The organism is Paenibacillus sp. S-38, from assembly GCF_049942825.1.
Lineage (GTDB): Bacteria > Bacillota > Bacilli > Paenibacillales > NBRC-103111 > Paenibacillus_G.
This window is the reverse complement of record NZ_CP187970.1, coordinates 7,932,314-7,949,600: the sequence shown is the minus strand read 5'-3', so window position 1 is coordinate 7,949,600 and position 17,287 is coordinate 7,932,314. Positions and strand designations below refer to the sequence as shown.

At 62.6% G+C, this 17,287-nt stretch carries 15 protein-coding genes; all 15 read left to right on the top strand.

Features of this window, described 5'->3' with window-relative positions:
* The first annotated feature begins 42 nt into the window (after positions 1-42).
* The 15 genes from ACP26L_RS34830 to ACP26L_RS34760 all read left to right on the top strand — a co-directional run bounded on the left by ACP26L_RS34830 (position 43) and on the right by ACP26L_RS34760 (position 17,267).
* Positions 43-786, top strand: coding sequence for an AzlC family ABC transporter permease (locus ACP26L_RS34830; protein WP_426450154.1), 744 nt, complete (start codon positions 43-45; stop codon positions 784-786).
* Entirely contained in the window at positions 771-1,097 is a 327-nt protein-coding gene (locus tag ACP26L_RS34825) for an AzlD domain-containing protein (RefSeq protein ID WP_426450153.1), read from the top strand. The genes ACP26L_RS34830 and ACP26L_RS34825 overlap by 16 nt, the downstream gene beginning before the upstream one ends.
* A gap of 112 nt (positions 1,098-1,209) precedes the next feature.
* Positions 1,210-1,806 (top strand): hypothetical protein, encoded by a 597-nt coding sequence (locus ACP26L_RS34820; RefSeq protein ID WP_426450151.1) that lies wholly within the window; start codon positions 1,210-1,212, stop codon positions 1,804-1,806.
* A gap of 216 nt (positions 1,807-2,022) precedes the next feature.
* The gene (locus ACP26L_RS34815; RefSeq protein ID WP_426450150.1) at positions 2,023-3,147 is read left to right on the top strand and encodes an ArsR family transcriptional regulator; all 1,125 of its coding nucleotides are present in this window, start codon (positions 2,023-2,025) and stop codon (positions 3,145-3,147) included.
* Between the two features lie 310 nt (positions 3,148-3,457).
* Complete coding sequence (locus ACP26L_RS34810; RefSeq protein ID WP_426450149.1) at positions 3,458-5,278, top strand: adenine deaminase; 1,821 nt, start codon at positions 3,458-3,460, stop codon at positions 5,276-5,278.
* Positions 5,279-5,439: 161 nt separating this feature from the next.
* Positions 5,440-5,715: a hypothetical protein gene (locus tag ACP26L_RS34805; protein WP_426450148.1), complete on the top strand. Its 276-nt coding sequence runs from the start codon at positions 5,440-5,442 to the stop codon at positions 5,713-5,715.
* A gap of 415 nt (positions 5,716-6,130) precedes the next feature.
* Positions 6,131-7,630, top strand: a complete 1,500-nt coding sequence (gene cls, locus ACP26L_RS34800) for a cardiolipin synthase (RefSeq protein WP_426450146.1) — start codon at positions 6,131-6,133, stop codon at positions 7,628-7,630.
* 135 nt (positions 7,631-7,765) lie between these two features.
* The gene (locus tag ACP26L_RS34795; protein ID WP_426450145.1) at positions 7,766-8,656 is read left to right on the top strand and encodes an SMP-30/gluconolactonase/LRE family protein; all 891 of its coding nucleotides are present in this window, start codon (positions 7,766-7,768) and stop codon (positions 8,654-8,656) included.
* A gap of 4 nt (positions 8,657-8,660) precedes the next feature.
* The gene (locus ACP26L_RS34790) at positions 8,661-9,326 is read left to right on the top strand and encodes a serine/threonine protein kinase (RefSeq protein WP_426450143.1); all 666 of its coding nucleotides are present in this window, start codon (positions 8,661-8,663) and stop codon (positions 9,324-9,326) included.
* Positions 9,327-9,409: 83 nt separating this feature from the next.
* On the top strand, positions 9,410-10,183 hold the full coding sequence (locus ACP26L_RS34785; protein ID WP_426450142.1) for a sporulation protein: 774 nt from the start codon (positions 9,410-9,412) through the stop codon (positions 10,181-10,183).
* 366 nt (positions 10,184-10,549) lie between these two features.
* A complete protein-coding gene (locus ACP26L_RS34780; RefSeq protein ID WP_426450141.1) occupies positions 10,550-10,990 on the top strand; it encodes a Dps family protein in 441 nt (146 codons plus the stop codon).
* A 141-nt stretch (positions 10,991-11,131) separates the two neighbouring features.
* Positions 11,132-13,033, top strand: a complete 1,902-nt coding sequence (locus ACP26L_RS34775; RefSeq protein ID WP_426450139.1) for a cache domain-containing sensor histidine kinase — start codon at positions 11,132-11,134, stop codon at positions 13,031-13,033.
* Positions 13,023-14,552 (top strand): ABC transporter substrate-binding protein, encoded by a 1,530-nt coding sequence (locus tag ACP26L_RS34770; protein WP_426450138.1) that lies wholly within the window; start codon positions 13,023-13,025, stop codon positions 14,550-14,552. The genes ACP26L_RS34775 and ACP26L_RS34770 overlap by 11 nt, the downstream gene beginning before the upstream one ends.
* Before the next feature lie 6 nt (positions 14,553-14,558).
* The gene (locus ACP26L_RS34765) at positions 14,559-15,737 is read left to right on the top strand and encodes a response regulator transcription factor (protein ID WP_426450137.1); all 1,179 of its coding nucleotides are present in this window, start codon (positions 14,559-14,561) and stop codon (positions 15,735-15,737) included.
* A gap of 213 nt (positions 15,738-15,950) precedes the next feature.
* Positions 15,951-17,267: an ABC transporter substrate-binding protein gene (locus ACP26L_RS34760; RefSeq protein WP_426450136.1), complete on the top strand. Its 1,317-nt coding sequence runs from the start codon at positions 15,951-15,953 to the stop codon at positions 17,265-17,267.
* Positions 17,268-17,287: the final 20 nt, after the last annotated feature.

The following is a 17,287-nucleotide window of genomic DNA, read 5'->3' as shown; positions in this document are numbered from 1 at the left end:
ATACATGGCAGCGGGTCCATTGTAGCATAGGGAGGAATCCGAATGGAATGCGGAAGTGTCTTGGAAGAGGGGAGCAAGGCGGGTAGAGCAGAGCGGTCAATGTTCCTGCAGGGAGTAAAGGACTGTGTCCCCACGCTGCTTGGTTATTTGAGTATCGGTCTGGCCTGCGGGGTGATCGGCACGACGTCCGGGCTCTACCCGTCCGAGATCCTGCTCCTGTCGACCCTGCTGTACGCGGGCTCAGCCCAATTCATTGTCGCCGGGATGGTGGCGGCAGGAGGTTCGGCTGCCGCCGTGATCATCACGGTGCTCTTCGTGAATCTGCGGCATCTGCTGCTGAGCGCGGCGCTGGCCCCGTATTTTCGTCGGTATGCCCCTTGGAAGAATGCCATCCTCGGCTCGCAGCTGACGGATGAGACGTTCGGTGTGGCCATCTCACGGCTCGGCTCCGGGATGAAAGGGCGTGCCCGCTGGATGCTCGGCCTGAACGTAACCGCCCACGTGAACTGGATCGCGGCGAACATGGTGGGCGCTTATGCCGGCGCCTGGATCCCCGATCCCGGCAAATACGGACTGCCGTATGCCCTGCCGGCCATGTTCGTGGGGCTGCTTGTGCTCGGCTTCGGCACCCGGCAGAAGAAGATCGTCGATGGGATCGTAGCGGTCAGCGCAGGCGCTGTGTGCGTGGCGGCGGGGACGTGGATCCCGGGGCATGCGGCCGTGCTGGCAGCGATTGTAGTGGCGGCTTTGATCGGAATGGGGGTGCAGTCTTGGACATCCGATTAGACATTCTATGGATCATCCTCGGTACGGCGCTGGTGACGCTGCTTCCGCGGGTGATTCCGCTCGTGGTGCTGAGCCGCTTCGAGCTGCCGCCGAAGGTGCTGCGTTTCCTGAATCAGGTGCCCATCGCCGTTATGTCCGCGCTGCTTGCCCAGGAGCTCTTTCTGGAGAACGGACGGGTGGTGCCTATTCTGGACAATGTGAAGCTGCTGGCGGCGCTGCCGACGTTTCTGGTCGCGATATGGACGAAGAGCCTGCTGGGAACGGTAGTCACGGGTGTGGTGACGATGGCTCTTCTGCAGCTGTGGTTGTAGGGAGGTCATAGCAGGCACTTATAGAGGGGGAGAGGAGGCTGGAGGATTGAATGAGATTCGAATCCGGACCTGGCTAGCTGTACCGGAGCGCAGGATAGGGAAGAGGGAACGCATGCTGCAGGGTCTGGGGCTCGAACAGCGGTCGGAGGGGGAAACCGTTCCCCTTCGCATGTATGCAGCACTGGATGATCCGGAGCTCGAGGGTAAGCTGGAGCGGGTTTCCAGGGAAACACCATTTTTCTCCATGTATCTGGAAGTAGTTCATGGAGGGGAGACGGTCATGGACTCCCGAATGGAGAGCCTGGAGCTCTGGGCGGATCTGGCGGGAGTGCTTGAGGGATTGAAGGACAGCGGTAGCGGAGAAACGCTTTGTGGGCATGGACCGCACTTCCTTAAGCTTCAGTCTCTTGACGGCGCCCGGCTGCTGTACGAAGTCGGCCCTCCTTCACAGGTAGATCCGCAGCTTCGGGAGTTGATACGGTCCGATCCTTCGACCGCGGAGCTGGCCCGAGACGAAGGGGCGCTTTACGCCCGCTTGTATGGCCGACAAGCCCCCATATACTCGAGAGTATTTCCAGAGGAGGCGTTTTTCCTGGAGGCAGTCAGGGAAGGCGAGCTTTATTTTGAACGGATGATGAAGCTGGGCTTTTATTCTGACGGCTATGGTGAGAGTAGTCTGCGCGTATTTCGTTCCATAGCGAGCAGATAGTGCAAGATCGGCGAGGAAAGACGGAGAGCACAGACGGAGAGCACAGGATAGGCTGCGGGAGCCTGGTCTGTGCTTTTTGTTTTTTTTCCGTAAGCAGTGCATGAGAGCGTCTAAGATCATGGAAAAATGTCCGTGACAACCCTTCGTCCATGTCTTATAATTTATCTAAATACGTAATTACGTATTTTAATAAGAAAGATGGGGTGAGCTCAACCGATGGTACGGGACGTGGAGGCGGAACTGGACGCATTGAAGCTTCAGCTGGAGGATCTGCAGCGGGTGGTTGGACAGATGGGAGCGGATCGGATCGCGCGGCGCACGGTGATTGAGCCGGACAGGGCGGCTTCCGGTGAAGGGCCGGAGGGGTTCCGGACCGCAGGGACCGACTCAGGATCGCTTCATTACTCGGGAGCCTACCGGAGCGGGGAAGAGTTCATCCGGTGGGAACCGCAGGAGCGGCGGGTGGAAGAGCTCTTCGGACTGGATGCCGAGAAGGCGGCCCGGATACTTGGAGCCATCGGGCACAAGCAGCGGCTCGACATTCTGCGGACGGTGCTGCAGGAGCCGAGAACTGGAGGGGAGCTTGTGGAGCGCCTGAATATGGGCACGACCGGTCAGCTCTACCACCACATCAAGGCGCTGCTGGGGGCGGATCTGCTCGTCCAGGAAGAGCGGGGCGGGCGGTATGCCGTACCCGCCCACCGGAGACTGCCGCTGCTTCTGCTGCTGGCGGCTTCCGCCGACCTGCTCGATGCGAGCCGCTATGTTGAGATGACCGAGGTTAGGGGCCAGGCCGGCCTTTATCTGGGCGGAATCCAGGCGGGACAAGGGCACGACCCGCATCCGCTGATCTGGGCGCTGCTTGAGAATTCAGCGGCGGAGCACCGCGCGGGCTACAGTACCGAAGTCCGGCTGTTCCTGCACGACGACGGCTCGGTTACCGTGGCGGATAACGGCCGAGGCATCCCGGTCCGTCCGCTGGGCACCGCCGGGCCGGCGGAAGTGCAGACGGTGCTGACCGAGCTGGGGCAGTCCTCCGGCTCCGCCGTTTATGAAGCGCCGGGAGCGGACAAAGGGATCTCCCCTGCGGTGGTCAACGCCCTGTCACAGCGGCTGACCGTAGAGATCCGCCGCGAGGGGAACATCTACCGCCAAGAGTACCGGCACGGCATTCCGCAGACGGGTCTGCTTACGGTAGGGGCTACGGGGGAGACCGGCACCTCGATCACGCTGCTGCCGGATCCGGAGCTGTTCGGCAGGCGTCTTCAGCGTGATCGGCTGGAGGAGCAGGCCAGGACACTCGCAGGCGTCTGCCCGGGCCTGAAGATTACCGTGGGCTAACAGCAGCCACGCGGGCAGCTGTCCGCGGCCTGCCGGCAGCTTCCCCGCGGCAAGCTGCTGCTGGGCCCGCTTCGGAGGCGAAGCTGCCGGCCCTGTGCAGGCCTCCATCCATGCCCCGGCAAGCGCTCCGGCGTCCCCTTTGTGCCGCCTGCCCAAAGGGGGCGCTTCCTTTTGGTTTCCCTCACAAAAAGAAACCAAGGATTAGAAAACAGGCAGCAGAACTCTTCCCGGCGGGAGGGGAAGTGTGGTATCTTATCTACCAATTTAACGAGGGCCAGAGTGAAAGCCAAAAACAAGGGAGTGAGCGGCAATGGACAGAAACAACCGCAGAAAACCGCTGGCGGATGTGCTGGCGGAGCTGGTGGCGACGGCCCGGGGAGACCGGAAGGCCAGCCTCGTCGTAGTCAACGCGAGGCTGGTAAACGTATGTACGGCCGAAATCCTGGAGGGGATGGCCGTGGGAGTGCAGGAAGGCCGGATCGCTTATGTGGGACGGAAGCCGGAGAAGCTGATCGGGCCGCACACCCGCATGGTCGATGCGGCCGGCCGCTATCTGGCGCCGGGCTTCCTGGACGGCCACTGCCACATCGAGAGCACGCAGCTGACGGTGACCCAGTTCGCCCGGGCGGTGCTGCCGCTCGGTACGACGGGCGGGTTCTTCGACGCCCATGAGATCTCGAACGTGCTTGGGCTGAAGGGCCTAAGGCTGATGCTCGAGGAGGCGCGGCGCACGCCGCTCGCGGCCTACATGCAGGTGGCCTCCTGCGTACCGTCGACCTCGCCGGAGCTGGAGACGAGCGGGGCCTCCTTCGGCCCGGAGGAGGTTGCAGAAGCCTTCGGCTGGGGGCCGGATATGATCGGCCTCGGCGAAGTGATGAACTTCCCGGGCGTTGTGTACGGCGACGCCGTCATGCTCGGCGAGATCGAGGCGGCGCTGCGGGCGGGGCGGGTGGCGGACGGCCACTTTACCTGGCCGTCCCACGATGAGCGTCTGATCGCGTATGCGGCAAGCGGTATCACGGGCGATCACGAATGCGTGACGAAGGAAGACGCGGCCGAACGCCTCCGCCTCGGCATGTACGCCAAGATGCGCCGCGGCTCGGCGTGGCATGACGTAGAGGAGACGATCAAGGCGCATACGGAGCTCGGGCTTGATTCGCGGCGGATGATGCTCGTGACCGACGACCGCAGCGTAGAATCGCTTGTGGACGAAGGGCATATGAACTTCGTCATCCGGAACGCGATCCGCCAGGGGGTGAAGCCGGTCACGGCCATCCAGATGGCGACGATCAACACGGCGGAGCGGTTCGGCGTCGTCCGGGATGTGGGCACGATCACGCCGGGCTCCTGCGCCGACATGGTGCTGCTGGACGGACACCTCGCGGACGTGAATGTCGCCATGACGATCTGTGCCGGGGAAGTGGTCGCCGAGAACGGCAGGATGGTCGTGGACCTGGAGCCTGCCGCCTATCCGGAGGAGGTCATCCGTTCGGTGCGCCTGGCGGATGTGCCGAAGCCGGAGGACTTCGTCATCGGGGCGCCGGCGGCCGAGGGCACCTTGACGGCCCGGGTCATCCGCGTGCAGGAGAACCACGTGGAGACGAAGGCGGAGCAGCGGCCGGTCGCGGTCCGCGGCGGGCAGGTCGATCTGTCCGCAACAGCCGGCGGGCTGTGCAAGATCGCCGTGCTGGAGCGCCACCACGGCACCGGGGGCCGGTCCGTCGCGCTGGTGGAAGGCATCGGCTTCAGCAAGCCGGCGGCGCTCGCGATGACCGTCGCACACGACAGCCATAACCTGCTCGTCATCGGCAATGACGATGCGCTGATGGCCCGTGCCGCGGCGCGCGCGGCGGAGCTGCAGGGCGGGGCGGTCATCGCACTGGAGGACGGCGGGGCCGAGCTGCCGCTGCCGATTGCGGGCCTGCTGTCGGACGCCCCGTTCGAAGACGTCGCGGAGCAGTCCCGCCGCCTCTCACAGGCGCTGCAGGACGCAGGCTGCCGGCTCAACTACGCCTTCATGACCCTGTCGCTGCTGGCGCTTGTCGTCATCCCCGAGCTGCGTCTCTCCGACAAAGGGCTCGTGCAGATCACGGCCGACGGCATCTCGCTCGTGCCGCTGTTCGTGGAGTAGTCCGCCGCTCGCACGCCTGCACGCCTGCACGCACAATCGAAGGACAGTCTTCAGTTGACCTGCCTTCAGGAAGGACCGGCCGCCGCTGTCCGCCCCGGCATAAACCTTCCCCATTCTTGCCATAGTAAGGGGGATGCCGAGAGGGAAAGGAGGAGAAGCCCATGTCCCGTTACGATTACGATTCCAGTCTGCAGTCGCAGAACCCGGTGTCGCAGGCGCAGAACTCGGAAGCGAAGGCGCATAATGCCGTGACACAGGCCCAGTCCCATCCGTCCGCCCAGCTGATTGAGCAGGCGCATGCGGCGGTGGACAAAGCCCACCGTTCGCTGGGCCAGGTGCCGGACGGTGTGAATCCGCAGGCGCTCGAGCTCACAAGCTCCCTGCTGGCCGAAGACGAAGAGGCGCTGAACAGCCTGACGCCGATGCAAGAAGAGTAGTCGGTTCCTTTGATTCGCGTGCATCCGGAAGGCATGCCGAAGCATCCGCCGAAGACCTGCGGGCAGCCTACGGGCTGCAGCGGGTCTTTTTGCTGTGGTGATCGCTCCCGCCCGTGCGGTACAGGGGGGCACTGGGTGCCGGACGACCGACTGGGGCCGGGCTTCCTTCGCTTGTTTCTCCGCCTTCCGTCTTCGCGCTCCTTCCGTCCCTTCTTCTCCCCACCGCCGCCTCCGTCCCGGAAGGTTTCGCCTCCCCCCGTCCTTAGGGTAAGTAAGGGAAGAGAGCTTTCCTCCGCCGTACGGACCGGCGTCCGTTCAGCCTGAGGGAATAAGGCGCCGGAGTGGGACAGACACTAACTTATCTTTCCTGCACGGGAAGCGGCGTCCATATCATAGAGGATCGGGGGAGATGCGCATGCTGTCACTGCCTGCCATGCCGACGCTGCCTGATTTTTGGAGCGGCGGCCTTTGGACTTTTTTTACGACATGGCTTCCTGTCATCAACTTCATACTCGCGTTCCCGATCATCTTCCTCGAGCGGCGGCATATCGGTGTGACCTGGGCCTGGCTGATGGTGCTCCTCTTCCTGCCGGTGCTCGGCTTCTTCCTGTATCTCCTATTCGGCCAGAATCTAGCCCGAAGGCAGCTCTATAAGATGAAACGCCGCTCGGAGAGGGTTGTGCGGGCGGTCGCCCATGAACAGGTGTACCGCATCGACAAGGGATCGATGGAATACCGCAATACGGCCGCGGAAGCTTATCAGCCGCTCATCCATCTCAATCTCAAGAGCGGCCACTCCATCCTTACGCAGAACAACGAGGTCACCGTGCTCACGGAAGGACAAGAGAAATTCGAAGCGCTGCTCGCACATCTGCGGGAGGCGAAGGAGCACATCCATCTGCTCTACTACAAAATCTCCTACGATAAAATCGGCTCCGACCTCCTGACCATCCTGGTGGACAAAGCGCAGAGCGGAGTTAAGGTGAGGCTGCTGTATGATGCGATCGGCTCGCCTGGCCTGCCCCGCAAGTGGGCCCGGAAGCTGACCCGCTCCGGTGCCGAGGTCTACCCGTTCTTCCCCTCGCTGGTGCCGTACCTCAACCTCAAGATCAACTACCGCAACCACCGCAAAGTCGCCGTCATCGACGGGAAGGTGGGCTTCATCGGGGGCTTCAATATCGGCAATGAATACCTGGGGCTCGACCCCCGGATCGGGCATTGGCGGGATACGCACCTGCTGCTGAGGGGAGGGGCGGTGTATGAGCTCCAGCGGTACTTCCTTATGGACTGGTCGCTGGCTTCGGGCCAGACCCTCACGGACAAGGAGCAGACCGCGTTCTTCCCGCCGATGGAACGGCAGCCGGGAGGGGCGGCCGTGCAGATCGTCACGAGCGGCCCGAATACGGACCGGCAGCAGATCAAGACGGCGCTGATCAAGCTCATTCACGAGGCCCGGGATCGGATATGGCTGCAGACGCCGTACTTCGTTCCGGACGAGAGTGTCATGACCGCGCTCAAAATCGCGGCGCTCTCCGGTGTCGACGTCCGCCTCATGGTCCCGTTCAAGGGCGATCACCGGCTTGTCCAGTGGGCGACGCAGGCTCATGTCGGCGAGCTGCTGCAGGTGGGGGCGCGCTGCTTCCAGTACCAGCGGGGCTTCCTTCATGCCAAAACGATGGTGGTGGACGGCAAAGCCGCCTCCGTCGGCACGGCGAATATGGATCACCGGAGCTTCGAGCTCAACTTCGAGATCAATGCCTTTCTCTACGATGAGCAGACCGCATGCAAGCTGGAGAGCGCCTTCGAGAAGGACCTTGCCTACTGCCGGGAGTTCACGGTGGAGCTCTACCGGAGAAGGGGCCTGCTGAGCCGGATCATCGAGTCGATGGCCAGGCTGCTGTCCCCGATTCTGTAGGGGAAACGGGGCACGGCAGGGGTTGATCGACTCCGGATTTCCGCCGGCACGCCGTCGCTTACCGGCTTATCCTATGCTACAATGGAAGCAAATGGGGATTGCCGGACGGCATCGGAAGAGGAGGACGCTGGAGCAATGGGGGAAACACAGGCGATGGCGGAATTGGTTTGGGATATACGGGCGGCTCTCGGGGAAGGGCCGGTGTGGGATCACCGCAGCGGCAGGCTTCTATGGGTCGACATTGAGGGCAGGCGGGTGCACTTCTATGATCCATCGGAGGCAGGCGGGCACCGGACGATCCAGCTCGACCGGCGGGTCGGAGCGGCCGTGCCGCGGACCGGGGACGGGCTTGTGCTGGCGATGCAGCAGGGGCTGTACCGGCTGGACTTGGAGACGGAGCAGCTCACGAAGCTGCATGATCCGGAAGAGGGGCTGGAAGGCAACCGCTTCAACGACGGCAAGTGCGATGAGGCCGGGCGGTTCTGGGCCGGCACGATGAATCTGCGGGAATCGGAGCCAACGGGCTCCCTGTACTGCCTGGAGGCGGACGGGAGCCTACGCCGCGTGCTGGAGGGGATTACGACCTCGAACGGGCTTGGCTGGAGCCCCGACAACTCCACGATGTATTACATCGATACGCCGACCCGGCGGGTGGATGCGTTCGATTATGATCTGGCGAGCGGAGAGCTGACGGGACGCCGCACCGTTGTTTCCTATGAGGGGGAGAAGGGGTTTCCCGACGGAATGACGGTGGATAACGAAGGCATGCTGTGGATCGCCGAGTGGGGGGGCTGGCAGGTATCCCGCTGGAATCCGCTGACGGGCGAGCGGATCGGGCGGATCCCGGTTCCGGCGGCCCAGGTGACCTCGTGCGCCTTCGGCGGGGAAGATTACGGCGAGCTCTACATCACGACGGCCCGGAGCTGGATCCCGGACGAGCAGCTGGCGGAGCAGCCGCTGGCCGGAGGGTTGTTCCGGGCCCGGCCCGGGGTGAAGGGACGGGCGGCCGGCTTCTATGGAGGATAAGTCCATGACCTATGGGGCGGACAGCCACTTCTCCGCTCTGATCGACCGGATCGAGAGCGAGCTGCTGCCCGGGCTGTCCGTCGCCAGTGAGCATCTGCATGAGCCGGTTGTCGTCCACCGGCTGCCGAAGCCGTGGAAGCTGGTCGGCGCCGGCAACTATGCCGTCGTGGTATCCCATCCGGACTACCCCCGTCTGGTCATCAAGATCTACGCTCCAGGCCGGCCAGGCCTCCAGGAAGAGGCGGAGGTGTACCGGCGGCTCGGCCGGCATCCGGCATACTCCGAATGCTACCATTACGGGGGGAACTACCTGGTGCTGCGGCGCCTGGAAGGCGTAACCCTTTATGACTGCGTACGCAGGGGAATCCCGATTCCCCGCAGGGTCATTGAAGACATCGACGAGGCCCTTGCCTATGCGTCGGCCCGGGGACTAAGGCCGCACGACGTGCACGGGAAGAACGTGATGATGAAAGAAGGCCGCGGGATGGTGGTCGATGTCTCCGATTTCCTCAAGACGGATGAATGCCGGATGTGGCCGGACCTGAAGAAGGCGTACGACCGCTTCTATCTGCGCGTGCCCCTGCTTCACCGCATCCCGGTCCCCGACTTCGTGATGAATGCGGTACGCCGGGGCTACCGGGCATTCAAGAAGCGGGGGGAACCCCGCTGACGGGGCTGAAACCGCCGGGGAAGCTCTGCGTAAGAAGGGATATGCGGCTCGAAGGAGCCTAGATGCTAAGGAGGCGGATGGGAATGTCGTTTTTCAAGAAAGTGCTGGCCAGTGTGGGAATCGGATCGGCGAAGGTGGATACCCAGCTGCATAACGCACAGGTGACGGTCGGCGGCGAGCTGAGCGGCGTCGTGGTGATTCAGGGCGGACAAACCGAGCAGCAGATCGATTCGATCTATATCTATATCAAAACGCAGTACATCAAGGAAGAGAACGACCAGAAAGTACGCAAGACGGCCGAAGTGGCCAAGATCCGCGTCACCGAGGGCTTCCTCGTCCAGGCGGGCGAGCGCCGCGAAATTCCGTTCTCCCTCATCATCCCGGACTACGCGCCGATCTCCCTGCGGGGGGCGAACGTCTGGATCGAGACGGGCCTCGATATCGCCAATGCCGTCGATCCGACAGACCGCGATCATATCGAGATTGTGCCTTACGAGCACATGCAGACCGTGCTGGATGCGCTCGATATCCTCGGCTTCCGTCTTCGCGAGGTCACGAACGATTATGCGCCGCGGCTCGGCGGCCGGCTGCCATTCGTACAGGAATTCGAATTCGTGCCGTCGACCCACTTCCGCGGCCAGCTCGATGAGCTTGAGGTGCTCTTCTTCAAGAAGGGCGACGATCTGGAGCTCTTCCTGCAGATCGACCGCAAGGCGCGCGGCCTGATGGGACTCTTCGCCGAAGCGATGGAAACCGACGAGAGTTTCGTGCGCTTCACGATTCCGGGCAGCGAGCTGCGCCGCGGCGCCCAGTCGGTCGCAGGCGAGCTGCGCGAGCTGATCTCGAGATACAGCTGATTTGGCGGCAAATGGAAGAAAGGCCTTCGTTTCTAAGGAAACGGGGGTCTTTTTTGTTGAAGCAGGGGGGTTCGGGCACTCGTAGATCGGTGGCGGCCATATCCCGACTTCGGGCGGATAAATCGAGGCGAATTTTGCCATAGTAAGAGGGTTCGGGAAGAATCATGCCGACGCATTGTTCCACGTGGAAACAAATATTCCCACTGTTCGACAGCTTCCGGGCCGGAAGGGAAGACATAATTCCCGGTATGGGAGAAAAGGGCGGCCGGACAAGGGGCGGAAGAACAATATACGCTCTTTCTGTTCTATGATATGCTTATTTTGAGGTGCGAATTTAGAAGAAAATGACGAGGAGGATGCTTTGCTATGTCCCAGAACCTGACCGAAGTGCTCAACACACAGATCGCCAACTGGAGTCTGCTGTACATCAAGCTGCATAATTTCCACTGGTACGTAAAAGGCCCTCAATTTTTCACCCTACATACGAAGTTCGAAGAACTTTACACGGAAGCGGCTCTGCACGTGGATAACCTGGCGGAAAGACTCCTGGCCCTCAAGGGCGAGCCGGTAGCCACGATGCGTGAGATTCTTGATAAAGCAAGCGTACGCGAGGCGGCAGGCGGAGAGAATGCGGAAGCGATGGTGGCATCGATCGTGTCGGACTTCGGCATCCTGATCGGAGAGCTGAAGGAGGGCATGGCGCTCGCGGAGAAGGTGAACGACGAGACGACAGGCGATATGCTGCTTGCCATCCACAGCTCGCTGGAGAAGCATGTCTGGATGCTGGAGTCGTTCCTCGGGAAGTAGCTTCGGGGATATTCGGGGCCGGGGGAGAAGTGTGCCTCCGGTTTTTTGAACCATACGAATGAAAGCGCATTCCTCTGGCTGCTGTCGAAGGGGCCTGGCGGATGCACAGATCCTTGGCCCATCTCCGCAGCCTCAAGGACCGTGGAACGAAAACCAACATATACCGGTAAGGGGCCTGAAGCGGATGCAGGCATTCCGGCCGGCAAAGAGGTGAGACTCATGCGGCTTCCGGGACGTCCCCTGCCGATCTTCGTGCAGCTGCTGGCCGGGATGTTCGTCATTGCGGTGCTCGTGATAGCCCTAACGAACATGTTCAACTACCGTCTGACCTCCCAGCTGGTTATGAACCGGACGGCAGGCTATACGCAGGAGTCGGTAGAGCAGCTCTCCGCCAAAATCGACGTGCTCCTGCGGCAGTACGACCAGTTCTCGCAGATGCTTGCATTCGATCCCCGGGTACAGGACGCGCTGACGGCACCGGGGAAGGGCGGTCCGCTTCCGGATCCTCTGGAGCTGGGCCGGTATATGGCCGAGAAGGCGCGTTATCTCGCCAACGATATGCTGGTGCATCTGTTCGACCGCGACGGCCGGGTGTACGCGTCGAGCGATGCTCTTCAGCTGTTCTGGAGGCAGCACGACGAGGTCTCCCTGACCCCGTGGTACGGAAGGATGTCGACGCAGGACGGGCGGATGCTGTGGGTGTATGGCCCGGCCTGGCGCGACGGCGAGATCCCGGCGATCATCGGGGCCCGGAAGGTGAAGGACCGCAGGAGCCTCGAGACGGTCGGCGACCAGTTCATCGTCTTCCCGGTAGAGAAGATCAACCGGATCATCGGAGAGACGGGGCAGCGGGTCGAGCGCAAAGTGCAGGTCATGGACCGCTCGGGCAATATCGTGTATTCGACGGAGCCCCGGGAGATCGGGACGGCAGCCGATGTCGCCTTGTACTCCCGGTTCGGCGGACCGGCTCCGCCCTTCTTCGAATGGAAGACGAGGGAGGACCAGCGGGAGGTGTACGTCACCTATGCGAAATCCGCTTACAGCGGGTGGACGGTCATTGCCTACTTCCCCAAGCAGGCGTTCTACGGAGACGCGCGTCAGATGTGGATGAATGTGCTCGTGGCCATGGCGGCGGGGGCGGGGATTGCGCTCGTCCTGACGGCTTTCTACAGCTGGACACTGACCAGGCCGATCCGCCGGCTGGCGGAAGGCCTGAACCGGGTTGGCCGGGGGCGGCTGCTGACGGTGAAGGGGCGGTTCGCCAGCCGGGAGCTTACACAGCTCTACGCCAATTATAACGGCATGGTCGCCCAGCTCGACGAGGTGGTCCAGCGTCTCTCCGAGCAGCAGATCAGCGAGCAGCGGGCGAGGCTGGTGGCGCTGAAGGCACAGTTCCGTCCGCATTTTCTCTACAACTCGCTTAACCTCATCTACTGGACGATCGAGGACGGCCGGCGGGAGGATGCGCAGGAGATGACGCTGGCACTGAGCGACCTGCTGCGCTACAGCGTGCATCCGTCCAGCGAGCTCGTGCCGCTGAGGGAGGATCTGGAGCAGCTGGAGCGGTACCTGCTCCTGCAGCGATCCAGGTACCGGGACCAGTTCACTGTGCTCATGGATGTCGATGAAGGCCTGGAAGACCAGCCGGTCCCGCGTCTGCTGCTGCAGCCGCTGGTCGAGAACGCTTTCCACCACGGGCTGGAGAACAAGGAGGATGGAGAGTGGCTGCTGCGGGTAGCCATCCGCGCGGAAGGAGTTACCCTCCACTGCTCCGTAGAGGACAATGGTTCTGGTCTGGGCGAGGCACAGCTTAGGGAGCTGGAGCAGCGGATCCGCACGGAGGCCGTGGCCGAAGAAGGCGGTCGGGGCATCGGGCTGCCGAACCTGCACCGCCAGATCGGCGCGTTCTTCGGCGAGCCGCACGGCCTGCGGCTCAGCCAGAGCCCGCTCGGCGGCCTGCGGGTGGAGCTCACGCTGCCGCTGAACGGCACGGCCGCGGGAGAGCGGACCGCGCAAGAGAGGAGGGATGGCGGTGCGGCTTGATCCGGCAGGGAAGAGAACGGCCGCAGGCTGCGGGAGACGGATGGAGCAGGCCGGGCCCGGGCAGTCCGTGGGGGATTGGCGGTCCAGGTGGCCGGCCCTATGGCAGCTGCTAGGCGCCTGTACGCCTTGGCGGTCTGGGGCCTGGCGGTTCCGGCAGCCGGCTGTATGGCCGCTGCTGCTCGTCAGCCTGCTTATGGGCGCCTGCACGCCGCAGGCGGTACAGCTGCCGGCGGTGGCTCCCCAAGCCCCGCAGGTCACGCTGCGCCTATGGGTGTGGGCCGGCAGCGGCTACGAGGGGCTCGTGAAGCGGTATGTCGCGGAGCACCCGGGAATTGACGTAGAGATTGTCACGACCCAGTATGACGACCTGCTGCCGAGCCTCCTGACGGCGTTCGCTACCCGCTCGGATGCGCCGGATGCGGTTCTGCTGGAGGCTTCGCAGCTGAATGAACTTAAGCGCTTTCCCCTTTATTTCCGCAACCTCTACGAGTTCGGCGACGAGCGGGTGCACTATCTCGACTGGAAGTGGCGGCATGGGGAGAGCCGGGACGGCGGCATGCTCTTCGCTATGCCGACGGACATCGGGCCGGTGGCGCTGGCCTACCGGCGGGACCTGTTCGCCGCAGCGGGGCTGCCCGTGGAACGGGAAGAGCTGGCAGAGCGGCTGGCCTCCTGGGAGAGCCTGGAGCAGGCGGGGCTGCAGCTCAAGGAGCGGACGGGGGCGGCATTGTTCGATAACCTGACGAATGTGTACACGACCTACCTGAACCAGTACGACGAGAACAGCGTCTCGGGCGGTTCCATCGGGACGGAGGCCGGATCGTCAGGAGGCAGTCCCGGGTGGAGCGGACTTCCGGTTACTGAAGGCGGCGCCGCTCTCGAGGTGGGGAGCAGCAGGCTCGACGAAGATCAGACGGACCGCATCCAGGAGGCTTGGAACATCGCGGTCCGCTTCCACCGGCTCGGGCTGAACGCCGGCCTCCCATCGCAGAGCCCGGCCTGGGCCGAAGGCGCGGTGAACAAGCGCTTCGCCGCCGTGCTGGCTCCTTCCTGGCTGCATGGGCTGATGAAGAAGAATGCGCCGGCCACGGCCGGCCAATGGGATCTGACCCGCGCGCCGGGCCAACCGTCGAGCTGGATGGGCTCGTTCCTGGCTGTGCCGGCGGCGTCGCGGTACCCGCAGGAAGCTTATGCGCTGGTGCGGTGGCTGACCGCCCCGGCCCAGCAGCTCGAGGGCTTCAAGAGCGGCGGAAACTTCCCCTCCACGCCGGAGTCTTACGCATCCACGGCCTTCCTGGACGTGCGGGACGGGTTCTTCAACAACGCCCCGGTCGGGCAGATCTACTCCCACGCCGCTCTCCGGTATAAGGGGGGCTATGAAGAGGCGGAGTTCGCGAGGCTGGACCGGATCGTCCGGGACGGCCTGCACCGGGTAGAGGCGGAGGGAGCCGACCCGGAGGCGGTGTGGCGCAGCATCGAAGAGCAGATGAGAGCAGCACATAGATCCGAAGAGGAGTGAGGCCTTGTGTTTACGATCATGGTAGCCGACGATGAAGCGAGCGTCAGGGAGCCGGTCTGCCGGCTGCTGGCGCGTATGGAAGGGGTGGACCGGGTGCTGGAGGCCGGGGACGGCCGCGAAGCCATGCAGCTGCTGCAGGGCCACCCGGTGCAGCTGGTCATCACGGATATCCGGATGCCGGCGGTAGACGGTCTCGAGCTCGCCGGTCATATTCGCAGCACCTACCCGGAGACGGAGGTCTACGTGCTGACCGGGCACGCCGAGTTCGATTATGCCCGCACAGCCGTACAGCATGGCGTGGCCGACTATCTCCTGAAGCCCCTCTCGAAGAAAAAGCTCGAGGAAATCTACAGCACCTCGTACGGCAGATACAGACAGCGCAGAGAGGTCCGGCAGGTGGATGCCATCCGCAACCGGGCCCTGCTCGAGAAGCGGATCCACGACCTGCTGCACGATGTGCCGCTGCCGGATTTCGACCGGGGGCTCATCCCCCCTTACGAGAAAATCGTGCTCGTCTCCTTCTCCACTAAGGATCTCCAGTCGCTCGGGGAAGCTTCGGTGCGGTATTTTATCCGGGGCTGCGCCGAGGAGGCGTTCAACCGGCTGGGGCCGGCCGTGGTATGCGTCGAAGACCGGCTCGTCACCATCGTGCTGTTCTCCCCGCAGGCGGATAAGTCAGGGTGGGAGCGGGAGGTGAAGGATACGGCCGTCTGGATGGAGGAGAAGCTGCGTGTCCCCGTCAAGACCGGCTACGGAGGATGCACCGTCGATATCAAGGATCTCAGCCTGATGTATATCCGCTCGATGGCCGCCCTCGGCTTCACGGAGCTCTCCCGCAGGGGGGATGCGGGCGCGAAGCTGGCACCGGTCGTGCGCGCCCTGCTCGGTTACGTTCACCGTGAATATGCCGGGGCGGCGCTGCTCACCGATTTTGCCCAGAATCACCAGATCAACCCGAACTACCTCAGTAATCTGTTCCATCAGGAGACCGGCATGACCTATTCCCAGTACCTGACCCAGCACCGGCTGAACGCTTCGAAGCGGCTGCTCCGGGAGACGCAGCTCAAGATCTATGAGGTGTGCGAGAGGGTGGGCTACAAGGATCCGGCCTACTTCAGCCGTCTGTTCAAGACCGTGGAGGGCCAGTCGCCGAACGACTACCGGGCTTCCGCCGGAGGAGCCTAGAGAGGACGAACAGGCTCACCAGGGCAGGTGCCGGGGTTCGAATTAGAATTCGGTCCAGGTTCCTGTGAAATCTCCAATAAATCGAAGATATGCCACATATACGGAATCCGGTCCCTTCCCTATACTAAATGTAAGGGCTTCCACACGAAACGTCGGGGGATCGAAGCAAGAAAATGGCGGGTCGGAGCTCTATACGGAAAGGAGCGTATGTAGATGAAGAGGATTCGTCGGTTCGGCAAGGCATCGGCTGCGGTGCTGCTCTCGTCCATGCTTGTACTCAGTGCCTGTGGGGGAGGCGACAGCACCCCGGCAGCGTCCGGAAACAACACCAGCGGAGGAGACAGCGGCAAGAAGGTGCAGCTGCAGATGTGGTTCTGGCAGGGGGCCTCATTCGAGAAAATCATTCCGGAATTCAACCGCACGCACCCGAACATCGAGATTGTGCCGCAGATCTACAAATGGGAGGATGCGCACAAGAAGCTTCTGACCGCCATGTCGGCCGGTTCCGGGGCACCGGATATCGCAATGGTCGATATCTCCCAGCTCGACCAGTTCACGAAATACCCCGACAAATTCTACGACCTGAACGAATTCGGGGCGAAGGACATCGCCAAAGATTATCTCGAGTGGAAATGGAAGCAGTCTATGGCGGGCGACAAGCAGCTCGGGCTGCCGACGGATATCGGGCCGATGGTGCTCTACTACCGGCAGGATCTGTTCCAGCAGGCGGGACTGCCGTTCGAACCGGACGACGTCGCAGCCAAGATCAAGACGTGGGACGATTTCCTCGCGGCAGGCAAGGTGCTCAAAGAGAAGACGGGTGCGGATATCCTCTCCAACCCGACCGAGCTCTACAATGCGATCCGCGACCAGGGCGACGAGCTCTACTTTGACAAGGACAACAACCTCATTATTGATAAAAACCCGCAGGTGAAGAAGGCGCTGGAGTACTACAAGAAGTCGCGCGAGATGGGCATTGCCGGCACGTATGACCAGAAGAATGCGCTGCAGGAATACTCGGCGGCTCTCAACTCCGGCAAGATAGCGACCTATATCTCCGCCGCTTGGGGCCGGGGGCATGTCGAGACGCGGGCACCGGACACGAAGGGCAAATGGCGTGCGGCAAAGATTCCGGAAGGCACAGGCAACATGGGCGGCTCGTTCCTCATGATTCCGAAGCAGGGCAAGAACAGCAAGGAAGCGTATGAAGCGATCTCCTGGCTCGTATCGCCGCAGCAGCAGCTGGAAATTTTCAAAATCTCGGGTAACTTCCCGTCCACTCCTTCGGTCTACGGCGACAAGGCGTTCACAGAGACCGGATATGAGTTCTGGGGCGGCCAGAAGCTCGGTGTGCTGTACTCCGAAGTGGCGAAGGCGGTCAAGGTCCAGCGCAAGGGACCGGATTACGCGACGGTGGATACGATCATCGGCGACGGTCTCCAGGCTATAGCCGTAGACAAGAACAAGGACGCCGAGAAAGAATTCTGGGCGCTCGTCGAGAAAGCCAAAGCCAAGCTCAAAAATAAATAAGGAAGGCCGGGAGGCCTTCC